The organism is Paraburkholderia lacunae, from assembly GCF_003353175.1.
In the GTDB taxonomy this organism is placed as follows: Bacteria; Pseudomonadota; Gammaproteobacteria; order Burkholderiales; family Burkholderiaceae; genus Paraburkholderia; species Paraburkholderia lacunae.
In genome coordinates, this window is record NZ_QHKS01000014.1 from 145,103 (window position 1) to 166,685 (window position 21,583).

The 21,583-nt window shown below is 63.4% G+C and carries 16 protein-coding genes and 2 pseudogenes; 9 read left to right on the forward strand and 9 right to left on the reverse strand.

The features are described from left to right. Window positions 1–66 precede the first annotated feature (66 nt). Window positions 67–369, reverse strand: a complete 303-nt coding sequence (locus DLM46_RS22215) for an ElaB/YgaM/YqjD family protein (protein ID WP_091796641.1) — start codon at window positions 367–369, stop codon at window positions 67–69. Window positions 370–712: 343 nt separating this feature from the next. Between DLM46_RS22215 and DLM46_RS22220 the strand changes: the two genes are divergently transcribed. Beyond that, window positions 713–1,351, forward strand: coding sequence for a peroxiredoxin (locus tag DLM46_RS22220; RefSeq protein ID WP_115103856.1), 639 nt, complete (start codon window positions 713–715; stop codon window positions 1,349–1,351). Between the two features lie 230 nt (window positions 1,352–1,581). Here the strand turns inward: DLM46_RS22220 and DLM46_RS22225 are convergent, their stop codons facing one another. Next, on the reverse strand, window positions 1,582–2,772 hold the full coding sequence (locus tag DLM46_RS22225) for an acyl-CoA dehydrogenase (protein WP_115103859.1): 1,191 nt from the start codon (window positions 2,770–2,772) through the stop codon (window positions 1,582–1,584). 105 nt (window positions 2,773–2,877) lie between these two features. Between DLM46_RS22225 and DLM46_RS22230 the strand changes: the two genes are divergently transcribed. Next, the gene (locus tag DLM46_RS22230) at window positions 2,878–3,663 is read left to right on the forward strand and encodes an IclR family transcriptional regulator (RefSeq protein WP_115103861.1); all 786 of its coding nucleotides are present in this window, start codon (window positions 2,878–2,880) and stop codon (window positions 3,661–3,663) included. Window positions 3,664–3,743: 80 nt separating this feature from the next. On the opposite strand, the gene DLM46_RS22235 is transcribed toward DLM46_RS22230, so the two are convergent. Beyond that, window positions 3,744–4,577: an EAL domain-containing protein gene (locus DLM46_RS22235; protein ID WP_115103864.1), complete on the reverse strand. Its 834-nt coding sequence runs from the start codon at window positions 4,575–4,577 to the stop codon at window positions 3,744–3,746. A gap of 339 nt (window positions 4,578–4,916) precedes the next feature. Here DLM46_RS22235 and DLM46_RS22240 point away from each other — a divergent pair, with 339 nt between their 5' ends. The 3 genes from DLM46_RS22240 to fahA all read left to right on the forward strand — a co-directional run bounded on the left by DLM46_RS22240 (window position 4,917) and on the right by fahA (window position 9,011). Beyond that, window positions 4,917–6,278 carry an MFS transporter gene (locus tag DLM46_RS22240; RefSeq protein ID WP_115103867.1) on the forward strand — a complete coding sequence of 454 codons (1,362 nt, stop codon included), beginning with the start codon at window positions 4,917–4,919 and terminating at the stop codon, window positions 6,276–6,278. 73 nt (window positions 6,279–6,351) lie between these two features. Further along, window positions 6,352–7,716, forward strand: coding sequence for a homogentisate 1,2-dioxygenase (hmgA, locus tag DLM46_RS22245; RefSeq protein ID WP_244306325.1), 1,365 nt, complete (start codon window positions 6,352–6,354; stop codon window positions 7,714–7,716). Further along, window positions 7,713–9,011: a fumarylacetoacetase gene (gene fahA / locus DLM46_RS22250; RefSeq protein ID WP_165848041.1), complete on the forward strand. Its 1,299-nt coding sequence runs from the start codon at window positions 7,713–7,715 to the stop codon at window positions 9,009–9,011. Before hmgA ends, fahA begins: the two co-directional genes overlap by 4 nt. Window positions 9,012–9,034: 23 nt before the next feature. Here the strand turns inward: fahA and DLM46_RS22255 are convergent, their stop codons facing one another. The 4 genes and pseudogenes from DLM46_RS22255 to DLM46_RS22270 form a co-directional block, all read right to left on the reverse strand. Next, window positions 9,035–10,768, reverse strand: a complete 1,734-nt coding sequence (locus tag DLM46_RS22255; protein ID WP_115103959.1) for a PQQ-binding-like beta-propeller repeat protein — start codon at window positions 10,766–10,768, stop codon at window positions 9,035–9,037. Window positions 10,769–10,961: 193 nt separating this feature from the next. Further along, window positions 10,962–11,111: pseudogene (locus DLM46_RS22260) on the reverse strand (MFS transporter); the annotation flags it as partial. Between the two features lie 148 nt (window positions 11,112–11,259). After that, window positions 11,260–12,426, reverse strand: a complete 1,167-nt coding sequence (locus DLM46_RS22265) for an MFS transporter (RefSeq protein WP_115103871.1) — start codon at window positions 12,424–12,426, stop codon at window positions 11,260–11,262. A 310-nt stretch (window positions 12,427–12,736) separates the two neighbouring features. Continuing rightward, window positions 12,737–13,561 (reverse strand): crotonase/enoyl-CoA hydratase family protein, encoded by an 825-nt coding sequence (locus tag DLM46_RS22270; protein ID WP_115103874.1) that lies wholly within the window; start codon window positions 13,559–13,561, stop codon window positions 12,737–12,739. Window positions 13,562–13,623: 62 nt separating this feature from the next. Between DLM46_RS22270 and DLM46_RS22275 the strand changes: the two genes are divergently transcribed. After that, window positions 13,624–14,235 (forward strand): plasmid fertility inhibition factor family protein, encoded by a 612-nt coding sequence (locus tag DLM46_RS22275; RefSeq protein ID WP_115103876.1) that lies wholly within the window; start codon window positions 13,624–13,626, stop codon window positions 14,233–14,235. A 99-nt stretch (window positions 14,236–14,334) separates the two neighbouring features. On the opposite strand, the pseudogene DLM46_RS22280 reads toward DLM46_RS22275, so the two are convergent. Continuing rightward, window positions 14,335–14,541: pseudogene (locus DLM46_RS22280) on the reverse strand (2-hydroxyacid dehydrogenase); the annotation flags it as partial. 194 nt (window positions 14,542–14,735) lie between these two features. On the opposite strand from DLM46_RS22280, the gene DLM46_RS22285 reads away from it, so the two are divergent. Continuing rightward, window positions 14,736–15,962, forward strand: a complete 1,227-nt coding sequence (locus tag DLM46_RS22285) for a pyridoxal-phosphate-dependent aminotransferase family protein (RefSeq protein WP_115103878.1) — start codon at window positions 14,736–14,738, stop codon at window positions 15,960–15,962. Between the two features lie 108 nt (window positions 15,963–16,070). Here DLM46_RS22285 and DLM46_RS22290 read toward each other — a convergent pair whose 3' ends face one another. Then, on the reverse strand, window positions 16,071–17,282 hold the full coding sequence (locus DLM46_RS22290; protein ID WP_115103880.1) for an MFS transporter: 1,212 nt from the start codon (window positions 17,280–17,282) through the stop codon (window positions 16,071–16,073). A gap of 387 nt (window positions 17,283–17,669) precedes the next feature. On the opposite strand from DLM46_RS22290, the gene xdhA reads away from it, so the two are divergent. Together xdhA and xdhB are read left to right on the forward strand one after the other, a co-directional pair. Then, the gene (gene xdhA / locus DLM46_RS22295; protein WP_115103883.1) at window positions 17,670–19,181 is read left to right on the forward strand and encodes a xanthine dehydrogenase small subunit; all 1,512 of its coding nucleotides are present in this window, start codon (window positions 17,670–17,672) and stop codon (window positions 19,179–19,181) included. Window positions 19,182–19,210: 29 nt separating this feature from the next. After that, window positions 19,211–21,577, forward strand: a complete 2,367-nt coding sequence (xdhB, locus tag DLM46_RS22300; RefSeq protein WP_115103885.1) for a xanthine dehydrogenase molybdopterin binding subunit — start codon at window positions 19,211–19,213, stop codon at window positions 21,575–21,577. Window positions 21,578–21,583: the final 6 nt, after the last annotated feature.

Below are 21,583 nucleotides of genomic sequence, written 5' to 3' on the forward strand. Positions count from 1 at the left end.
GGCATGCGCCGGTCAACTCGATTTGCTGGTGTGCCGGACGTCGTGCGCCCGGCAACGGGGCCGCTTTTACTTGCGGTTGATCAGAAGTCCCAGCAGCACGCCGGCGCCCGCTGCGATGCCGATGGACGCCCACGGATGTTCGTGCACATAGTCGTCGGTGGCGCGGGCGGCCTTCTTGCCTTTTTCGACCACCACGACCTGCACGTCAGCCGCCTTCTCCCGTGCCTGCTTCAAACGCGTTAGCGCCGTTTCGCGCAGTTCCGAAGCACGTTCGCCGGTGGCGCTCGCGGCCTGTTTCAGCAGATCTTCAGCGTCCGCGAGGACGGTTTTGATATCCGACATCAATCTCTCCTTGTTGACTTCCGACATTGACAGCTCCCCTTCGTGTTACGCCACGCGTGAATCGTAACTAAAGAAACGGCCGCTGGCGAGCACAGTGCCCGCTTCGTCCAAACAAACGCACGAACCGTTCCCGGTTGGGATAAAGCCAGAAAATTCCGTGATCGAGTACACCGTGCAGTAAAGTTTGCCTGAGATGGAGTTGATCTGTCCCGCAAAGTTTCCACCAAAGCGGCGAAAATTACAAAAACGCCTAACGAAGTGACGCATTCTTGGTTCGTCGTGTACGGCCGCTCCCGTATCCTGTATTTTTGCGGGGGCGCTGCGGGCGAACACTCGCGCGACATGTCCAAATACAACAAGGAGCTGCAATATGAGTCTACGTCTTGGCGACATCGCACCGGATTTCGAACAGGAGGCGAGTATCGGCCGCATCAGGTTCCACGAATGGCTGGGCGATAGTTGGGGCGTGCTGTTTTCGCACCCGGCTGACTTCACGCCGGTCTGCACGACCGAACTGGGGTTGACGGCCAAGCTGGCGGGCGAGTTCGAAAAGCGCAATGTGAAGACGATCGCGTTGTCGGTCGACAGCGCCGAGTCGCACAAGGAATGGATCAAGGACATCAACGAGACGCAGGCCGCGAGCGTCGGATTCCCGATTCTCGCCGACGGCGATCGCAAGGTCGCCGAGCTCTACGACATGATTCATCCGAACGCCAACGAAACGCTCACGGTGCGCTCGCTGTTCGTGATCGATCCGAAGAGGAAGGTGCGGCTGATCATCACGTACCCGGCCAGCACCGGCCGTAACTTCGACGAAGTGCTGCGGGTGATCGACTCGCTGCAGCTCACCGACAACTATTCGGTTGCCACGCCCGGCAACTGGAAGCAGGGCGATGACGTGGTGATCGTGCCGTCGTTGAAGGATGAGGAAGTGATCAAGCAGAAATTTCCGAAGGGCTACAAGGCGCTGCGTCCGTATCTGCGTCTGACGCCGCAACCTGACAAATAAGCCGCGAAGCAAGCAACGAAAAATAAGCTGCACAGGAGGCCGCGGCATAAAGCCGCGGCGCTGCAACGAAGACTGGCCTTCCTGGTCCTCCGCGCTTCGCCCCACTGGGCGATTCTCCACGCCTGAAAAACAAAACCCCACGCTCCGAAAAACGTGGGGTTGGTCAGCAGTCTGAGGCCGGTTCGAAAGAACCCGCTTTTTATCGCGCGACGCCAACTAGCGACGCCTCATCAGAAAAATGCCTGGATCCCGGTTTGCGCGCGCCCGAGAATCAGCGCGTGAATATCGTGCGTGCCTTCGTACGTGTTCACCACTTCCAGATTCACCAGATGCCGCGCGATGCCGAACTCGTCCGAGATGCCGTTGCCGCCGAGCATGTCGCGTGCGAGCCGTGCGATGTCGAGTGCCTTGCCGCATGAGTTGCGCTTCATGATCGAGGTGATTTCGACAGCCGCGGTGCCTTCGTCCTTCATCCGGCCGAGGCGCAGCACGCCTTGCAGGCCGAGCGTAATTTCGGTTTGCATGTCGGCGAGTTTTTTCTGGATCAGTTGATTCGCGGCGAGCGGCCGGCCGAACTGTTTGCGATCCAGCACGTACTGACGCGCCGTGTGCCAGCACGATTCAGCCGCGCCAAGCGCACCCCAGGCGATGCCGTAGCGCGCCGAATTCAGGCACGTGAACGGACCGCGCAAGCCGCTGACTTCCGGGAAGCGGTTTTCTTCCGGCACGAACACTTCGTCGAGCACGATCTCTCCGGTGATCGAAGCGCGCAGGCCCACCTTGCTATGAATGGTCGGCGCCGACAGCCCCTTCCAACCCTTCTCGAGAATGAAGCCGCGAATCGAGTCCTTGCCGTTTTCTTCGAGCTTCGCCCACACGACGAAGACGTCGGCGATCGGCGAATTGGTGATCCACATTTTCGAGCCCGACAGCGAGTAGCCGCCGTCGACCTTCTTCGCCCGCGTGACCATGCTGCCCGGATCGGAGCCGTGGTCCGGTTCAGTCAGGCCGAAGCAGCCGATCCACTCGCCGGTGGCGAGCTTCGGCAGGTACTTCTGCTTTTGCGCGTCCGAGCCAAATTCGTAGATCGGCACCATCACCAGCGACGATTGCACCGACATCATCGACCGGTACCCGGAATCGACGCGCTCCACCTCGCGCGCGATCAGGCCATACGCCACATAGTTCAGACCGGGGCCGCCGTATTGCTCCGGAATTGTCGGGCCGAGCAGGCCGAGTTCGCCCATCTCGCGGAAGATCTCGATGTCGGTCTTCTCATGACGGAACGCTTCGAGCACACGCGGGGCAAGCTTGTCTTGCGAGTACGCGGCGGCGGCGTCGCGCACCATGCGTTCGTCTTCAGTGAGCTGCTGATCCAGCAGCAACGGGTCTTCCCAGTGAAACTGCGCGGCCTCGGCCATGACGTATCTCCTGATTCCTGTGACTTGAGTTTGCCTTGACGAACTTGACTTAAGTTCCGCTATGCGAAACAATGTTTTGCAAACTACGACCGAGTGTATCATCACATGACGCCCACATCCACTCTCTCCGAACCGCTCGACGAGCGCAAATTCGTCGTGGCCCTGGCACGCGGGCTGGATCTGCTGCGTGCGTTCAAGCCGGGCGAAACGATGCTCGGCAACCGCGATTTCGTCGAGCGAACCGGCTTGCCGAAGGCGACCGTCAACCGTCTCGCCTACACGCTGACGGTGCTCGGCTATCTGCGGCTCGACGAATCACTCGGCAAATATGCGCTCGATGCCGGCGTGCTGTCGCTCGGTTTTGCGCTGCTGTCGGGAACCGACACGCTCGAACTCGCGCGCCCCCATATGCGCACGTTCGCACGCGAAGTGGGGGCGGCGGTGTCGCTCGGTTGCCGCGACGGCCTCGATATGATTTACCTCGAGACGATCCGCAGTGAAACCGCGCTGACGCTCGGGCTCGCCTCCGGCTCGAAACTGTCGATGCTGACGAGTTCGATGGGACGCGCTTATCTCGCGGTGCAGCCGCCCGACTTGCGCGTGGCCTTGCTGGCCGAACTGAAAAAGGCTGCGGGCAACGAGGGCCCGGCCTTGGTGGCCGACGCGCAAGTCGAAATCGAAGCCTTTGCGCAGGAACGCTGCTGCTATTCGTTTCGCGCCTGGCATGACGATGTGAACGCGGTGGCGGTGCCGTTTCGCGAGCCGCGCGAAGGGCGCTGGCTGGTGCTCAGCTGCAGCGGGCCGGCGTCGTCGATGGGAGAGGACGTGTTTCGGGAAAGCGTGGCGCCGCGCTTGAAATCACTGGCGCGGCGCCTGGGCGATACGGGTTGACGTGGCAGGTGAGGCGCTGATCGGCCAGAACTAAAACTCAAGCGAGAAACGCAGCGGCAACATAAAAATGCTCGAGCGCCTCAAGCCGCCCGATCGTGATAATGCGCGTTGAACAACGGCCCTTGCACGAAGCGCACGTCGTATTGCTGGAGCGCGTCGAACTGCGGGCCGTCCACGACGCGATTGAAGATCAGCGGAATCCGTAGCCGGCTCGCGTAACCCACGAGCGGTTTGACCATCGATTCGCGCAGTGCGACAGCCGCATCCATCTTGATGAAGTCGAGCCGTGCCGTATCGGACACCGACAGAATCTGCCCAGCATTCGACAGATTGCCCGCCACCTTGAAACCGTAGCGCTGATAGCTCCTGGTCAGATAGCCTAGGAATGTCTTGTGCGCGACCGCGGCTGCCGGCAACTCGATCACCACGCGTGACGGGTTCAGTCCGAACGACACCAGCACGCTCGAAAAATGCCGTCCGTGGTCGTACTTCACGCTCTTCAGCAAGCGCTCATGCACGCGCAGAAACAGCAGTCCGTGCCGCTGCGTGCCGAAGAAATTGATGGCGTGCAGCGCGCGTGACATGCGGTCCAGCGCGACCAGCTCCTGATCGTCGGCAATCCGGTCGAATGGATCGAAGAGGTCGAACGGCTCGCCGTCGAGACGCTGCGTGACCGCCTGAAAGCCCAGTTCATCGCCGAATTGGTCCACGCACTCGGGACCCGACGAAAGCGACTGCGCCAACGAATGCACGCTGATATCGAAGATCGGCTCATACGCGCTGCCGAGTTGGATGCCGTCGAATTCGGCCATCGCGTATTCGCTGTGCACGCCTGTTCCCATCGCCAGATGTTCGCCGAGAAACGGGTGACCGGAGGCGCGGGCAATGAGATCGGGGATGGTCGGCGGAATCATGAAGGACGAATGGATGGCAATAGGTGCGCACTCGGCGCTCGGCAGCGCGACTCGATTGCCGCACTCCTGATGGTAGCAGTCCGCACCACGCGCACATGAACAAAATGCTCATAACGTTATCGGCCGAACGCTTGTGCCATGGGCCGTTCCGGCTTCCGGACAGACCATTCAGGGTATACGTTAATTTCACTATTCGTAATTGGTTTTACTATACGTAAATTGCAGCGCGACTGCGATGGGCGAGTGCGTTTGCTGTCCAGCACGTATTCAGGACGCACCTCTGCCCGCCACGGATACGCCGCTGCTAAATCAATCCAGTCAGGATGAGGGGACAACCCAATGAGCGCCAAACCGGCCCCGGCCGCCGCCAACGTGATCGAAGTCGAGCGCGTGCTCGGCGAAACACATCACCCGGCCTTTCAATTGATGCTGCTTGCGTTATGCGGGCTGTGCCTCGTGATCGACGGCTTCGACGCGCAGGCAATGGGCTACGTCGCGCCGAGCGTGATCGGAGAATGGCATGTGTCGAAGGCTGCGCTCGGGCCGGTATTCAGCGCGAGCCTGTTCGGCATGCTGCTGGGCGCGTTGGGTTTGTCGGTGCTGGCCGACCGGATCGGCCGCCGTCCGGTGCTGATCGGCGCGACGCTCTTTTTCGCGTTGTCGATGCTCGCCACGCCGTTCGTCGAGACGATCCCCGCACTGATCGCGTTGCGCTTCATCACCGGCCTCGGGCTCGGCTGCATCATGCCGAACGCGATGGCGCTGGTCGGCGAATTCTCGACGCCCGCGCATCGCGTCAAACGCATGATGCTGGTGTCGTGCGGCTTCACGCTGGGCGCGGCGCTCGGCGGCTTCATCAGCGCCGCGCTGATTCCGGCCTACGGCTGGCGGGCGGTGTTCTGGGTCGGCGGCGCAGTGCCCTTGCTGCTCGCATTCGCCATGCTCGCCGGGTTGCCGGAGTCGCTGCAGTTTTTGGTGCTCAGAGGCCGCAGCGAACGCGCGTTGCGCTGGATCGAGAAGTTCGATCCGACGCTGTCGATCGATGCAAACACACGCGTCGTAGTGCGTGAGAAGCGCAACGACGGCGCGCCGGTCGCCGAACTGTTCCGCGCCGGCCGCGGCCCGGTCACGCTGATTCTGTGGGCGATCAGCTTCATGAACCTGATCGATCTGTATTTCCTGTCCAACTGGTTGCCGACCGTGATGCGCGATGCCGGCTACTCGCCGGGCACCGCGGTGATCGTCGGGACGGTGCTGCAGACGGGCGGCGTGGTCGGTACGCTGCTGCTCGGCTGGTTCATCGAACGCTTTGGTTTCGTGCGCGTGCTGTTCGTGTGCTTCGCGGGCGCGGCGCTGGCGGTCGGCACCATCGGCACGGTCGCGCACGCGCTGCCGTGGCTGCTGATCGTGGTGTTCGCGGGCGGCTTCTGCGTAGTTGGCGGACAGCCGGCTGTCAACGCGCTGGCCGGCCATTTCTATCCGACCACGCTGCGCTCGACCGGCATCGGCTGGAGTCTCGGTATCGGCCGGATCGGCTCGGTGATCGGACCGCTGGTCGGCGGGCAACTGATCGCGATGAACTGGTCGAACGCATCGCTCTTTCACGCGGCTGCCGTGCCGGTGCTGTGCTCCGCGCTGCTGGTGATCGCGCTGGCCGGCGCGACGCGGCAACGCGGCCCAGCGGCGCCGCAGACCGCCTGACGTAGACAACTGGCGTCGGCAGCTCATGACGACAGCCCATGTCGACAGCTCAAGTATCAACGGAGAACCTTGCATGAATACCCCGACAACCCCAACAACCCCAACACGCACGCCGAACACCGCCAGTTCGCGGCTCGAAATCGAGCCGGGCTATCAGTCGGGTTTCGCGAACGAATTCGCGACCGAGGCACTGCCGGGCGCGCTGCCCGAAGGCCGTAACTCGCCGCAGCGCGCGGCCTATGGTCTGTATGCCGAACAATTGTCGGGCACCGCGTTCACCGCGCCGCGCGGCCATAACCGCCGGTCGTGGCTGTACCGGATTCGTCCGGCCGCGGTGCATAAGCCGTTCACACCGCTGCCGTCGGAGCGGCTCGTCGCCAACTTTGCCGAGGTGCCGCCGACGCCGCCGAACCAGTTGCGCTGGGACGCGTTGCCGACGCCCGCCAAGCCGGCCGATTTCATCGACGGCTGGGTGACGATGGCGGGCAACGGTTCAGCGGAAGCGATGAACGGTTGCGCGATCCATCTGTACGCGGCGAACCGCTCGATGAAGGACCGCTTCTTCTACAACGCGGACGGCGAGTTGCTGATCGTGCCGCAGGAGGGGCGCCTGCATATCGCGACCGAACTCGGCCGACTCGATGTCGAGCCGTTCGAGATCGCAGTGATTCCGCGCGGCGTGCGCTTTGCGGTGAGCTTGCCGGACGGCGCGGCGCGCGGCTACATCTGCGAGAACTTCGGCGCGCTGCTGCGTCTGCCGGATCTTGGCCCAATCGGCTCGAATGGCCTCGCCAATCCGCGCGACTTCCTCACGCCGCAGGCCGCCTACGAAGACCGCGAAGGCGCCTTCGAACTCGTCGCGAAGATGAACGGCAATCTGTGGCGCGCGGACATCGGCCATTCGCCGCTCGACGTGGTGGCGTGGCACGGCAATTACGCGCCGTACAAATACGATCTGCGCCGCTTCAACACGATCGGCTCGATCAGCTTCGACCATCCGGATCCGTCGATCTTCCTCGTGCTGCAAGCGCAAAGCGATACGCCGGGCGTCGATACGATCGACTTCGTGATCTTCCCGCCGCGCTGGCTCGCTGCCGAAGATACCTTCCGCCCGCCCTGGTTCCATCGCAACGTCGCGAGCGAATTCATGGGCCTCGTGCACGGCGTGTACGACGCGAAGGCCGAAGGGTTCGTGCCGGGCGGCGCGAGTCTGCACAACTGCATGTCGGGTCACGGCCCGGATGCGGACACCTTCGAGAAAGCTTCGCATGGCGACACGTCGACGCCGAACAAAGTCGGCGACACGATGGCCTTCATGTTCGAAACCCGCACGCTGATCAAGCCGACCCGTTTCGCGCTCGAAACCGCGCAATTGCAGGCGGATTACTACGAATGCTGGCAAGGTCTCAAGAAACATTTCAACCCGGAGCAACGATGAACGCATTGAGCGATCTTCAGGCGACGCTCGATCCGTCGCGCAAGAGCTGGATCGAATCGGCCAACGAATCGACGAACGATTTTTCGATTCAGAATCTGCCGTTCGGTATTTTCAGCGACAGGAACAATGCGACGCGCCGCGTGGGCGTGGCGATCGGCGACGCGATTGTCGATCTGGCGGCGCTCGAGGCGGCTGGTGTGCTGAACGTGTCGAAGGAGGGCGTTTTCGCCCGCGACACGCTCAACGATTTCATCTCGCTCGGCCGCGATGCATGGCGCAGCGTGCGCATTCAGTTGAGCAGCCTGCTGGCGCGCGACACGGCGACCTTGCGCGACGATGCCGCCTTGCGCTCGAAGGTGCTGGTGCGCCAGGCCGACGCGCAACTGCATTTGCCGGTGCAGATTCCCGGCTATACCGACTTTTATTCGTCGAAGGAGCACGCGACCAACGTCGGCTCGATGTTCCGAGATCCGAAGAATGCGCTGCTGCCGAACTGGTCGGAGATGCCGATCGGCTATAACGGGCGCGCTTCGTCGGTGGTGGTGAGCGGCACGCCCGTACGCCGTCCCAACGGTCAACTGAAGCTGCCCGATCAGGAGCGTCCGGTATTCGGCGCGTGCCGCAAGCTGGATATCGAACTGGAGACGGGTTTCGTGATCGGTCGCGGCAATGCCTTGGGCGAGCCGATCGCATGCGCCGATGCCGAAGCGCACATCTTCGGCATGGTGCTGCTGAACGACTGGAGCGCACGCGATATCCAGCAGTGGGAATACGTGCCGCTCGGACCGTTCAACGCGAAGACCTTCGCGACCACCATCTCGCCGTGGATCGTCACGCTCGACGCGCTCGAGCCGTTCCGCGTCGCGCAGCCGGTGCAGGAACCGCAGCCTTTGGCCTACCTGCGTCACGACGGCGAGCATGCTTTCGACATCTCGCTGGAAGTGAAGCTGCGGCCACAACAAGCGAAGCAGGCGAGCACGATCGCGCGGACCAACTTCAAGTACATGTACTGGACGATGGCGCAGCAACTCGCGCATCACACCGTGTCGGGATGCAACACGCGCGTCGGCGATCTGATGGGTTCGGGGACGATTAGCGGTCCGGCCGAAGATTCATTCGGCAGCCTGCTGGAGCTGACCTGGAATGCGAAGAAGCCGTTGGCGCTGGAGCATGGCGGCACACGTGCGTTTATCGAAGATGGTGATGAGCTGATCCTCGCCGGGTGGTGCCAGGGGGATGGCTATCGAGTTGGGTTTGGCACGTGCGTTGGGGAGATTTTGCCGGCGCTTCGGTAGCGCCATGGTTTGTACGCCGTCGCTCACTTCGCCAGCAATCCAAACACGGCAACCCCATTCGTCGTACCGACATAAACCTTCCCATTGGCAATCATCGGCGTGATGAACTTGTTCCCCACGCCGAACTGATCGCGCGTACCCATCTGATTGCTGTTGTACAACTCGGTGGCGAGATTGCCGGGATCGAACGCGTGCAACGCCGCCACGTTGCCGTTCTCAGCCGCCCACACAATCCCGTTGGCGGAACCATTGGCCGAAATGCTGGGCGTCGTCCCAGGATAAGCAAAACTCATCACGGTCTGGCTCGTGGGCGTCGCCGATAACCGCGCATTGGTGATCGTGAACGCCTTCAAATGATCGCTGACGGAGCCAAAGTAAACCGTGCTGTTGAAATAGGCCGGCATGCCGAATTCGCCGCCGCTCAACTGCGATGGAATTTCCTGGTAGATGTTGTCGCCGGCCGCATTGAATTTCCCCATCGAGTCGCGATTCAGGACGTAAATAATGTCGTCCTTACCCGTGCCCAGCGTGAGATGGTGAACCGCGCCGCTCGCATCCGTGAGATCGGGCAGCACGAGCGCGCCACCCGAGCCGAGATCCTCGTCGGCGTTCGACTCCTGAACGACGTTCGACATCGCGAAATAATCGGCGACCGACAACCCGCTGGACGTGCCGAGTTTCAGGTACGCATTGCCGAAGTTGCCTTGAGCGGGAAAGCCGCTGGCGTTGAGCGTGGTGTCGAACGTGCCGTTCCCGTCGAGCAGATAAATCGACGAGCCGTCCGATGCGGGCCCGGCGGCGCTCATCCAGATCGCGCCACCGGAACCATTCGGCGTGACGTCGAGCACGGAGGTCTGCTGCAAGGTATCGGCGCTGTAGCCGATGATCCAGCCGGTGTACGCACCGGCGTCGCAATGCGAGGTCCACGTCGTGTAAATGACGCCGTTGAGCAACAGCAACGCCGCTCGATCCGCGTAAGACGACGGTGCGAATATGACGTGGCCGTTCGAGCTGTTGGCACCGCTACCCGGATACGACGCCGTGACTTCGATCGGGCCATTCAGCAGTTCGGCGCCGGTCGCGAGGTCGAGCGCGTGCACGCGCTGGTGGTAGGCACCGGCCGCGTCTTTCGACATCGCGACTACGTAGATCGTGCCGTGCGCCCCGCGTGAGCGGTCGATTACCGGCGTCGACGTGATGCCGACCTCCGGGGTGAGCCGCGCGCACCCGAGATCGTCACTCGGCGTTTCGCCGGCGAGGAGCGCCGAGACTTTCCACAGTTGCGCGCCGGTATCGGCGTCGAATGCAAATACGCTGTCGTGCTCGGTCACGACGTACAGCACGTTATGCGTGCCGCCGGCAATCGCCAGCGCTCCAGCGAATAGCGGCTCGCCATCCACCTTGCCGTCCACCGTAAAGAAGCCGACCTTGCCGAACGTAGCCGCCTTGACGTTCGCGGGAGTGAGGATCGTTTCGTTGAGATTCTGGCCGGTGCGCGCGATGTCGTTGTGGTAGGTCGCGACATCGCTGGCTGATGACATTGCTGTGCCGCCGCCTGACGACGTGCCTGTGCCCGAAGTGCCTGTGCCGCCCGTGCTTCCCGTTCCACCGGTTGCGCTACCGGTGCCGCTGCCACCGGCGCTGGCCGCACCTGAAGTCCCGCCGCCACCGCCGCCCCCGCAACTCATGAAGATCGACGCGCAAACAATCAGCACGCTCAGCAGGAAAAAACGACGCGGATTGGGCAGAGTTTGCATGGCGTTCTCCCCGATGCCGGCCACCGCGCCATGCGACATAGGCTGTCCTGGCGAAGCGCCGTGCAAAGTGGCACCAAAATTAGCACCAAAGGTGCAGTCGGAAGCGCCAAAAATCAGTGCCGGAGCGTCATCCGATCGCGCGCAGCGGCGCCCGCCGCCTTTCCCACCACGCGGCTGTCAGAAACGCGAGCGCCGCGGCGAGCAGCAGACCGACCACGTCGGTGCCATAGCCGGCCTGCGTCAGCGCGAGGGCGGTGAGCGGAAGGGTGGCGCCGCTGCCGAGTCCGACCACGGCCACACTCAGGATCAGGGCGAGGAAATCGCGCGTAAAGATGACTTTCATCGGGCCAGATGCTACTAGGGCAGCCGGTCATTCATCTCCTGGTGGGGCTTGGTGTGGGGTTTTGCGAGGATGGGGTGAACGCGGACGAGGGCCGCGTTCGGCGGTATGTTCCAGGGCGGCCGGGGCGCTCCGGCAGCCGCGTCAGTGCTTAACCCGGCACGGCCATCCGTTGCGTACGCCGATCGATCGACACCGACCACAGCGTCAACACCAGCGCGCCGATCGAGGTCGCGACGCCGACCCACGGCAAGGTCGTCAGCGGCGCGCCCGCGCCGATCGCCATGCCGCCGAGCCAGGCGCCCGTCGCATTGCCGAGGTTGAAGGCGCCCTGATTCAGGGTCGATGCCAGATTCGGCGCATGGCTCGCGCGGTCGACGATCAACATTTGCAGCGGCGGGACGATCGCGAAGGCCAGGATGCCCCACACGAAGATCGTGATCAGCGCCGGAATCTCCGCGTGCATCGTGCCGGTGAAGACGGTCAGGATCACGACGATCGCCAGCAGAAATGCCACCAGCGACGGCATCAGCCGCCAGTCGGCCAGCTTGCCGCCGAGCGTGCTGCCGACCGTCAGGCCGAGGCCGAACAGCAGCAGCACCAGCGTGACCGCATGCGGGGTGAAACCGGTCACGTCTTCGAGAATCGGCGTGATGTACGTGAAGGTCGAAAAGAGGCTGGCCGACGCGAGCACGCTGATGCCGAGCACCATCACCACTTGCGGATTCTTCAGCACACTGAATTCGCGCACGAGGCTGGCCTTCTGCATGTCGATTTTCGACGGCAGGCACACGGCGAGGGCGCCCGCGGCCAGTACGCCGATGCCGGTGACCGCCCAGAAGGTCGCGCGCCAGCCGACCGCCTGGCCGAGCGCGGTGCCGAGCGGCACGCCGAGCACGTTGGCGAGCGTGAGGCCGGTGAACATCAGCGCGATCGCTTGCGCGCGGCGGTTCGGCGCCACCAGACCGGCCGCGACCACCGAACCGATGCCGAAGAACGCGCCGTGGCAGAACGCTGTGACGATGCGCGCGGCCATCAGCACCGCGTAGCCTGGGGCGACCGCGCACAGCAGATTGCCGACGATGAACACGCCGATCAGGCTCATCAGCGCCTTCTTGCGCGGCATGTTCGCCACTGCGATCGCGACGATCGGCGCGCCGATCGTGACGCCGAGCGCGTAGGCCGACACCAGCATGCCGGCAGCGGGAATCGGCACGGCCAGGTCGCGCGCGACATCGGGCAGCAAGCCCATGATCACGAATTCAGTGGTACCGATTCCAAAAGCGGCAACGGCAAGAGCGAGCAGGGGTAAAGGCATGATGATGGAGCGAGAATCGGCGGGGCGGGGAGCGCCACGCGGCTGGCGCGCGTTTTCGGGGCGAAAAGCGCATACGCCGTGTAAGGGGTAAACAGTAAGGGATTCTACCTAAGTCAAAACGGCTTTGCTGGGCCTTTGCTGAACGTGATGCGGACTGTTGTTTTTCGCTGAAAGACGCGGCGGGGCGGGCTTAATCGGCAATGGCCCGATGTACGGCGGGTGTTTGACTGGCCCTTGATGGGCGCTTCACCGGTGTTTGACCAGCGGTTGGCCGACGCTTGACCGGTGTTTGACCAGCGCTTGGCCGGCCCTAGCCGCCGTTGCCGCCGGGGCCGAGCGTTTCGCCGTGGCGGCCGGCGCCGGCGGCGAAACGCTCGGCACCCGCGACGCCTTCGTCGAACACCGCCTGATAGCCGCCGGCGCCTTCGCGCCGCAGCGCGTCGGCGAGATCGTCGAGCATGCTGTGCTCGAACGCGGAGCGGCGGTCGGCCAGCAGCGCCGCTTGCGGAAACGCCGCCAGCTCGGCGGCCAACTGTTCGGCCGCCGTGCGTGCCTCGCCCCTGCGCACGACGCGGTTGGCCAGACCGAAGCTGAGCGCTTCTTCGGCATGCACGGCGCGGCCGGTCAGAATCAGGTCCAATGCGCGCGAGAGCCCGATCAGGCGCGGTAGCCGGATCGTGCCGCCGTCGATCAGCGGAATGCCGACACGGCGGCAGAACACGCCGAGCACCGCGTCTTCTTCGACCACCCGCAGGTCGCACAGCGCCGCCAGTTCCAGACCGCCCGCGACGGCGTATCCGGCAATCGCCGCGATCACCGGTTTGCTGAAGGCCATGCGTGTCGGTCCCATTGGGCCGGGGCCGCTGCCGTCGGCGTGCAGTTCGTTGCGGCGCGTGTCGTCGGCGAGCGCGGTGAGGTCCGCACCGGCACAGAAGGTGCCGCCCGCGCCGAACAGTATCGCCGCGCGCCACGCGGGCTCCGCTTCGAAGCAGCGGAAGGCGGCGCTGAGCGCATCGGCGGTAGGGCGGTCCACCGCATTACGCCGGGCCGGACGATCGAGCACGATGGTGGCGACGCCGGTGGTCTCATTGGCCTCGATGCGCACGTGGTCAGTGAAATTTTGGGTGGATATCATCGTTACCTCCGTCAGACCTGCGGACGCCCGCCGATGCCGGGCGATTAAACCATTGGCTTGTCATGCTTCTTACACAATCGACTCGTAGCGTAGGCGCTCTTCTAACTCGCTGGCGCTTGCGCGCTGGCTTATCGAGCCTGCTTTTGCCTTTGTCCAACCCATCGTCCGCCGCCGCGCCGGCCTCCGCCGAGTCGGTCTGGGTCGTGCCTCTGCATGACCATCCATGGTACGACCATGTGCGCCTGAGGCGCGTCTTCGTCGCCGACGGCACGCGGCATCAAGTGGTACTGGTCGATGCGCGCAAGCTGCTCGCGTGCGCGGATCGCGACGATACCGATTACGTGCTGAAGCCGGTCGCCGAATGGCATTCGGGCAAGATGCGCGGCATCCGCGAGTTTCTCGATCCTGACAACCCGCGCATTCCGGCGATGCCGTACGTGACCGTCACGACGCGTCGCGCGCCGGGTCTGTTGGGCTGGCTGGGTCTGGAGCGCGAGGGCGTCGTCGCGTTTCGCAATGGCCAGCATCGCGCGCGCTATCTGGCCGATGCCGGCGCGCGCTGGTTTCCGGTGGAAGTGCACGAGCGCGAGGCGGCGTTGCTGCGCGAAGTCTGCGGCGCGGCGGACGACGCCCGCACGGCGATTCGCTCGACCACGGTGGAAGCCGGCGACTAGCCGGGAGCGCCCGGCTGGGCGCTCCGTCTGGGCGCCCCCGGCCAGAGCCGCCGCAGAGCCGCTTGCACCTGGCGAGCTGCGCCCGGCCTGAGCGTCCGCCTAACCGCGCGCCTGCACCACTTTGCGCGGCCTACCCGCCTGCCATGCCGCGACGTTATCGAGCGTGGTCTGTGCGATCTCGCTCATCGCTTCGCGCGTGAAGAACGCCTCGCGCGCGGTGACGATCACGTTCGGAAACATCAGCAGACGGGCCAGCACGTCGTCCTGTAGCGGCAGGTTCGAGTGATCTTCGAAAACGCGGCTACCAGCAAGAAACTCGGCAGGAGCAACGTGGAATGACGCATTGATCTGTACATTGATCGACGTTTCCGGGCGGTGAAGCATAGTCAAAAAACTTGCGCAATTGCGCGGATCGGTGAATGATCGGCTGAGCGGCCTCGCCAGTGTCATTGTTGGCGAGGCCGTTTGCTCCTTTGCGCTCTGACATTCACGTATCGATCATGCCGACTTCATCATCCAGTTCCGCTTCCTTTGCTGTGCCCTGTCCGGTTGTCGAATCGCTCGACGCCATTCTTCCCGAAGAGCCTTTGCTGATGATGGGCGCCGGCCCCGTGCCGATTCCCGCCGCCGTCGCCAAGGCCAACACGGTCGTGATCAATCACCTGGGCGGCACGATGGTGAAGGTGATCGGCCAGGTGAAGACGATGGCGCGCTACGTGTTCCAGACGAATTCGAAATGGGTGCTGGGCGTGGCCGGCCCGGGTTCGGCCGCGATGGAAATGGCGATCTCCAATCTCGCGTGGGAAGGCACGCGGGTGCTGAGCATCAAGAACGGTTTTTTCAGCGAGCGCATGGCGGAGATGGGACGGCGCGTCGGCGCGCAGGTGACGACGTTGGAGGTCGCCGACCGCTCGGTGGCGAGCCTCGACCAGATTGCCGAGGCGATCCGCCGCGAGCGCCCGGAGATCGTGACCGTGGTGCAGGGCGAGACGTCCAATACGGTGTGGAACTATCACTTGAAGGACATTGCGGCGTTGGCGAAGGCCGCGGGCGCGCTCGTGATCGTCGACGCGGTGTGCACGTTGAGTACGATGCCGCTCGAGATGGACACATGGGGGATCGATGCGGTGATTACCGGCGGACAAAAGGGCTTGTCGTCGATTCCCGGGGTGTCCCTGATTGCGTTTTCCGACGCTGCCTGGGAGAGGGTGAAGAGGCGTACGGCGCCCAATGCGCATTGGTGTCTGGATGCTTCGCTCGCCGAGAATTTCTGGCACAACGCCGGCTATCACTACACCGCGCCTGTGTCGGGCGTGCTGGCTTTGCATGAGGCTTTACGGCTGGTTTGCGCCGAGACTTTGGAAAAGCGCTTTGCGCGGCATCTGAAGTGTTCTTTGGCGTTGCAGGAGGGGGTGACGGCCTTGGGCTTGCAGTTGTATGCGCCTGCGGCTTGCCGGTTGAATTCTGTCGTCGGGATTGAAGTGCCCGTCGGGCTGAGTCCTGGGGACGTGTGCGCGCATATCTCGCGGCAGCATCAAGTCGAGATATCCGGCTCCTTCGGGCTGCCGATTGTTCGGATCGGGCAGATGGGGGAGCAGTGCCGCGAGCATAATCTTTTTCGCACGTTGCACGCGCTTGGCCGGACGATGGTCGATCTCGGCGTTAAGGTTGATTTGCCGGCTGGCGTGGCGGCCCTGGAATTCAGCCTTTCCGGGGGGAAGTCATAGGTTTTTAGCTTTTTGCCTTCGCGGCGCTGTTGTCTGTGCGCCGCGCAAGGCAAGCAAAGATCGGCGCCGCGGGCAAACAACCCATAGCGCTGCGCAGGGCAAAAAAATTCAAAGCGCCGCAGGCAAATTAGGCACCTTGGCATTGCGCAAATAGAGCAGCGTAGAAAGCCCAACCGCCGCGGCAGCGGCAACCGCCGCAAAAAGAAACACCGACCCATAGCCGAACTCGCCGGCAATATACCCAGCCAACGGCCCCGTAATGCCAAGAGAGAGGTCGAGAAACACGGAATAAGCCGACAAGGCAGCCCCGCGGCTGGCGGGCGGCACGAGCCCGACGGCTTCGACACCCAGAGCGGGAAATACCAGAGCAAACCCAAACCCGGTCAACGCCGCCCCGGCAAGGGCAATATGCGGTTCAGGCGCCAACCACAACATCAGCAACCCAACGCACTCGCACGAAAAAGAAGCAATAGCGACCCGAAACCCGCCGTAGGTCTTGATCGTATTGGCAAACAACAGCCGCGAGCCGATAAACAGCGTGCCAAACACCGTCAGCGACAAAGCGGCATTCGGCCAGTGCCTCGCCGCATAAAACAGCGTGATAAAAGTAGCAATCGACCCAAAGCCGGCGGAACCGAGCGCCAACCCAATCCCGTGCGGCAATACCCGCGTGAACACGCTCCGGTAAGACATCCGCTCGCCGTGCACGATCGGCACGGGCGCGATCGGCCGGGCCAGATAAAACCCGAGCGCCGCCAGCAAAATCACCAGAATGCCCAGCGCGGCAAACCCAACCGTGTGCGCGATCGCTACCCCGAGCGGCGCACCGACAGCCAGCGCGCCATAAGTGGCGATGCCGTTCCACGAAATCACCCGCGCATTGTTGCTCGTGCCCACGCGGCCAATCCCCCACAGAATCGCGCCCGTCCCGCACAGGCTTTCGCCAAAGCCGAGCAGGAGGCGGCTGCACACCAGCAAGACCAGACTCAACACCGGCCAGTGCGCGCACAACACCGCCAGCAGCAGGAAGATTCCGCTCGCTCCGCAACCCAGCAAGCCAATCGTCACCGTCCGCTTCGGACCCAGCGTGTCCGCCGTGCGGCCTGCGAGGGGCCGCGATGCCAGCGTCGCCAGGTATTGCACGCTGATCGCCGCACCGGCCAGCACCGCGCTGTAGCCGAGGTCGTCGTGGACGTACCCGGGCAGCACGGCGAGCGGAATTCCGATCGTCAGGTAGCAAAGAAACGTGAAAAAGACGACCGGAATGATCTGCATGGTCGTCGCAAATTCGCTGCGAGGCGTCGCTGAGTCGGTGGACATGGGGAAAACGAGACTTGAAAACGGCGGGAAACCGCGATTTTCCCATGGAACCGATTCCCTTGCAGAAGGCGCTTAATAATTTTACGGCCCGAATAACGGTGCCAGATTGATAAAGTGATCCGTTTCCGCGGCGCACATGTCAATGTCCGCCCCTGCCGCGGTAGAACGTCCACAAGCTGTTGGCCATAAATCAACAGAAATTTAAAAAACATGGCAAAACGGTCCGATCGACATAAGCCAACCGCGCGTCAAACCTATCTCTATATCGTTTTGCGGATATGTCCCGCATGCGATCCCCGCTATGGGTTGTATTTATTGACGGTGATAGTTTTCGAACCGTCACCGCAGCACGTCCCACGGACACAGAACATTCGAGAGTAACGACACATGACTGAGCCGATTCGCTTCTACCACCGCAACGCGATCCGCGAGATCAAGGACGCGCCCGTCACCCGCACGGTCCTGCAGTATCTGCGCGAGGACGCGCACTGCACCGGCACCAAGGAAGGTTGCGCCGAAGGCGATTGCGGTGCGTGCACGGTCGTGATCGGCGAGCGCAACGAGAAGGGCGGCGTCGACTTCAAGGCGGTCAACGCCTGCATCCAGTTCGTGCCGACGCTCGACGGCAAAGCGCTTTTCACCGTCGAAGACCTGCGTCAGCCGGACGGCTCGCTGCATCCGGTGCAGGAGGCGATGGTCGAGTGTCATGGCTCGCAGTGCGGGTTCTGCACGCCGGGTTTCGTGATGTCGATGTGGTCGCTGTACGAAAAGCACGGCCACGAACATAGCTGCGCGAACAAGACCGTGCCGTCGCGTGAAGCAATCAGCAATGCGCTGACCGGCAATCTGTGCCGTTGCACGGGCTACCGGCCGATCGTCGACGCGGCCGTGCGCATGTTCGAAGCGCCCGCACCGAAAGCGCCGGTCAATGTCGGCGCGCTGGCCGGCACGCTTGCCACGCTCGAGCGCAGCGGCACGTTTCACTACGAGCACGCCGGTCAGCAGTTCGCCGCGCCGCGCACGGTCGAAGCGCTCGCAAAGATCAAGGAAGCCGAACCCGCCGCGCGGATTCTCGCCGGCAGCACGGACATCGGCCTGTGGGTCACCAAACAGATGCGCGAGCTCGGCAACATCGTCTATGTCGGCCAGATCGCGGCGTTGCAGAAGCTCGAAACCAGCGGCGACTGGATCGAGATCGGCGCGGGCGTCACCGTCGAGAATGCCTACGCGGAGATCGCGAAGCAGTATCCGGAGCTGACTGAAATGTGGCAACGCTTCGCGTCGCTGCCGATCCGCAATGCCGGCACGCTCGGCGGCAACATCGCGAACGGTTCGCCGATCGGCGATTCGATGCCGGGCCTGATCGCGCTGGGTGCGCGCGTGATCGTGCGCGGCGGCGAGATCGAACGCGAATTGCCGCTCGAAGATCTGTACCTCGCGTATCAGAAGAAGGACATGGCGGAGCATGAGTTCGTCGTCGGGCTGAAGGTGCCGACGCGCACCGGTGTGCGCAACAAGCTGCAATTTCGCACCTACAAACTCTCGAAGCGTTTCGATTCGGATATCTCGGCCGTGTGCGCGGCGTTCTCGTTCATCGCCGACGGCAACGTGATCCGCGAGCCGCGCATCGCATTCGGCGGCATGGCCGCCACGCCAAAGCGCGCCACGCACGGCGAGGCCGTGCTGCGCGACGCCGACTGGCACGAAGCCACCGCGCAGGCCGCGATGCTCGCGCTCGGCAACGACTACGCGCCGCTTTCCGACATGCGCGCCACCAGCAACTATCGCCTCGAAGCGGCGAAGAACACGCTGTACCGCTTCTGGCTCGAAACGCGTCCGACCAATCCGCTGCCGAAGAGCGCGCTGGATGTTCGCGCGGTCGCCGCGGCGAGCGCCTGAGAAGCCACAAGGATACGGAGAGTAGAACAATGAATCAGCATGCCGAGCCGTTTCTGAAAGACCTTCAGGACCAGGAAGACTTTACCCAGGTGCACATCTCGCGTCCGCACGAATCCGCACATCTGCACGTGAGCGGCCGGGCGACCTACACCGATGACATTCCGACGCTCGCCGGCACGTTGCACGCCGCGCTCGGCCTGTCGCCGAAAGCGCACGCGAAGATCGTCTCGATGTCGCTCGGCAAGGTGCGCGCGACCCCCGGCGTGGTCGCGGTCTTCACCGCGGGCGATTTCCCCGGCGTCAACGACGTCGGCCCGATCATCCACGGCGACGACCCGATTCTCGCCGACGGTGTCGTGCAATACGTCGGCCAGCCGATGTTCATCGTCGTCGCGACTTCGCATGAAGCGGCGCGGTTGGCCGCGCGCCGTGCCGAAGTCGTCTTTGAAGAGCTGCCGGCGATCCTTACCGCGCAGCAGGCGCGCGCCGCGAACCAGCACGTCTTGCCGCCGATGAAACTCGCGCGCGGCGAAGCCGACACGAAGATCGCCCGCGCGGCACATCGCGAAGCGGGTGAAATGCTGCTCGGCGGGCAGGAGCAGTTCTATCTGGAAGGCCAGATTTCCTATGCGGTGCCGAAGGACGACGACGGCATGCACGTCTATTGTTCGACCCAGCATCCGACCGAAATGCAGCACATGGTCGCGCACGCGTTGGGCGTGGCGTCGCACAACGTGCTGATCGAATGCCGGCGCATGGGTGGCGGCTTCGGCGGCAAGGAATCGCAATCGGGTCTGTTCGCGTGCTGCGCGGCGCTCGCCGCGTGGAGGCTGCTGTGCCCGGTCAAGCTGCGTCCGGACCGCGACGACGACATGATGGTCACCGGCAAGCGCCACGATTTCCACTACACGTATGAAGTGGGCTACGACGACAAGGGCGTGATCGACGGCGTGACGGTCGACATGACTTCGCGCTGCGGTTTCTCCGCCGACCTGTCCGGTCCGGTGATGACGCGTGCGCTGTGCCACTTCGACAACGCGTACTGGTTGTCCGACGTGACGATCGACGGCTTCTGCGGCAAGACCAACACGCAGTCGAATACCGCGTTCCGCGGCTTCGGCGGTCCGCAAGGCGCGTTCGCGATCGAGTACATCATGGACAACGTCGCGCGTTCGGTCGGCGAAGATGCGCTCGACGTGCGCCGCCGCAATCTGTACGGCAAGACCGAGCGCAACCAGACGCCGTACGGTCAGGTGGTCGAAGACAACGTGCTTCACGAGCTGATCGACGAACTCGAAGCGACCAGCGAATACCGGGCGCGGCGCGCGGCGGTCAACGAGTTCAACGCGAACAACGAGGTGCTGAAGAAGGGGCTCGCGCTCACGCCGGTCAAGTTCGGCATCGCGTTCAACGTGACGCACTTCAATCAGGCCGGCGCACTGGTGCACATCTACACCGACGGCTCGGTGCTGGTGAACCACGGCGGCACCGAAATGGGCCAGGGCTTGAACACGAAGGTCGCGCAGGTCGTCGCGCATGAACTGGGCGTCGGCTTCAACCGTATTCGGGTCACGGCCACCGACACCAGCAAGATCGCCAATACGTCCGCCACCGCGGCATCGACGGGCTCCGATCTGAACGGCAAGGCCGCGCAGGATGCGGCGCGGCAGTTGCGCGAACGTCTGTCGGCATTTGCGGCCGAGCGCTTCGGCGCAGGACAGGTGAGCGCCGCCGACGTGCGCTTCGCGCACGACCGCGTGCTGGTCGGCGATATCGTGGTGCCGTTCGAGGAAGTGATCGCGAAGGCCTACGTCGCACGCATTCAACTCTGGTCCGATGGTTTCTACGCGACGCCCAAGCTCTACTGGGATCAGTCGAAGCTGCAAGGCCGGCCGTTCTATTACTACTCGTACGGCGCGGCTGTGTCGGAAGTCGTGATCGACACGCTGACCGGCGAAATGCGCGTGCTGCGTGCGGACGCGTTGCATGACGTAGGGGCGTCGCTGAATCCGGCGCTCGATGTCGGCCAGGTGGAAGGCGCGTTCATCCAGGGCATGGGCTGGCTCACGACCGAGGAACTGTGGTGGAACGCCGGCGGCAAGCTGATGACGCATGCGCCGTCCACCTACAAGATTCCGACCGTCAACGATACGCCGCCGGTCTTTAATGTGCGGTTGTTCAGGAACCGCAATGCGGAGGACAGCATCCATCGTTCGAAGGCGACCGGCGAGCCGCCGCTGCTGCTGCCGTTCTCGGTGTTCTTTGCGATTCGCGATGCGGTGTCGGCAGTGGGGGGCCACCAGGTCAATCCGCCGTTGAACGCGCCCGCGACGAGCGAGGAAATCCTCAAGGCTGTCGGCGCGGTGCGGGCGGCGACAGCGGCGGCACGGCAGTAGCCGCAG

Bases quoted from the DNA above. Each gene is read 5' to 3' on its own strand.
- DLM46_RS22230 (WP_115103861.1), top strand. From the start codon at position 2,878: ATGACGCCCACATCCACTCTCTCCGAACCGCTCGACGAGCGCAAATTC.
- DLM46_RS22255 (WP_115103959.1), bottom strand. From the start codon at position 10,768: ATGCAAACTCTGCCCAATCCGCGTCGTTTTTTCCTGCTGAGCGTGCTG.
- DLM46_RS22270 (WP_115103874.1), bottom strand. From the start codon at position 13,561: ATGATATCCACCCAAAATTTCACTGACCACGTGCGCATCGAGGCCAAT.
- DLM46_RS22290 (WP_115103880.1), bottom strand. From the start codon at position 17,282: ATGTCCACCGACTCAGCGACGCCTCGCAGCGAATTTGCGACGACCATG.
- DLM46_RS22285 (WP_115103878.1), top strand. From the start codon at position 14,736: ATGCCGACTTCATCATCCAGTTCCGCTTCCTTTGCTGTGCCCTGTCCG.
- DLM46_RS22265 (WP_115103871.1), bottom strand. From the start codon at position 12,426: ATGCCTTTACCCCTGCTCGCTCTTGCCGTTGCCGCTTTTGGAATCGGT.
- DLM46_RS22240 (WP_115103867.1), top strand. From the start codon at position 4,917: ATGAGCGCCAAACCGGCCCCGGCCGCCGCCAACGTGATCGAAGTCGAG.
- DLM46_RS22235 (WP_115103864.1), bottom strand. From the start codon at position 4,577: ATGATTCCGCCGACCATCCCCGATCTCATTGCCCGCGCCTCCGGTCAC.
- DLM46_RS22215 (WP_091796641.1), bottom strand. From the start codon at position 369: ATGTCGGAAGTCAACAAGGAGAGATTGATGTCGGATATCAAAACCGTC.
- xdhA (WP_115103883.1), top strand. From the start codon at position 17,670: ATGACTGAGCCGATTCGCTTCTACCACCGCAACGCGATCCGCGAGATC.
- xdhB (WP_115103885.1), top strand. From the start codon at position 19,211: ATGAATCAGCATGCCGAGCCGTTTCTGAAAGACCTTCAGGACCAGGAA.
- DLM46_RS22220 (WP_115103856.1), top strand. From the start codon at position 713: ATGAGTCTACGTCTTGGCGACATCGCACCGGATTTCGAACAGGAGGCG.
- hmgA (WP_244306325.1), top strand. From the start codon at position 6,352: ATGAATACCCCGACAACCCCAACAACCCCAACACGCACGCCGAACACC.
- DLM46_RS22225 (WP_115103859.1), bottom strand. From the start codon at position 2,772: ATGGCCGAGGCCGCGCAGTTTCACTGGGAAGACCCGTTGCTGCTGGAT.
- DLM46_RS22275 (WP_115103876.1), top strand. From the start codon at position 13,624: ATGCTTCTTACACAATCGACTCGTAGCGTAGGCGCTCTTCTAACTCGC.
- fahA (WP_165848041.1), top strand. From the start codon at position 7,713: ATGAACGCATTGAGCGATCTTCAGGCGACGCTCGATCCGTCGCGCAAG.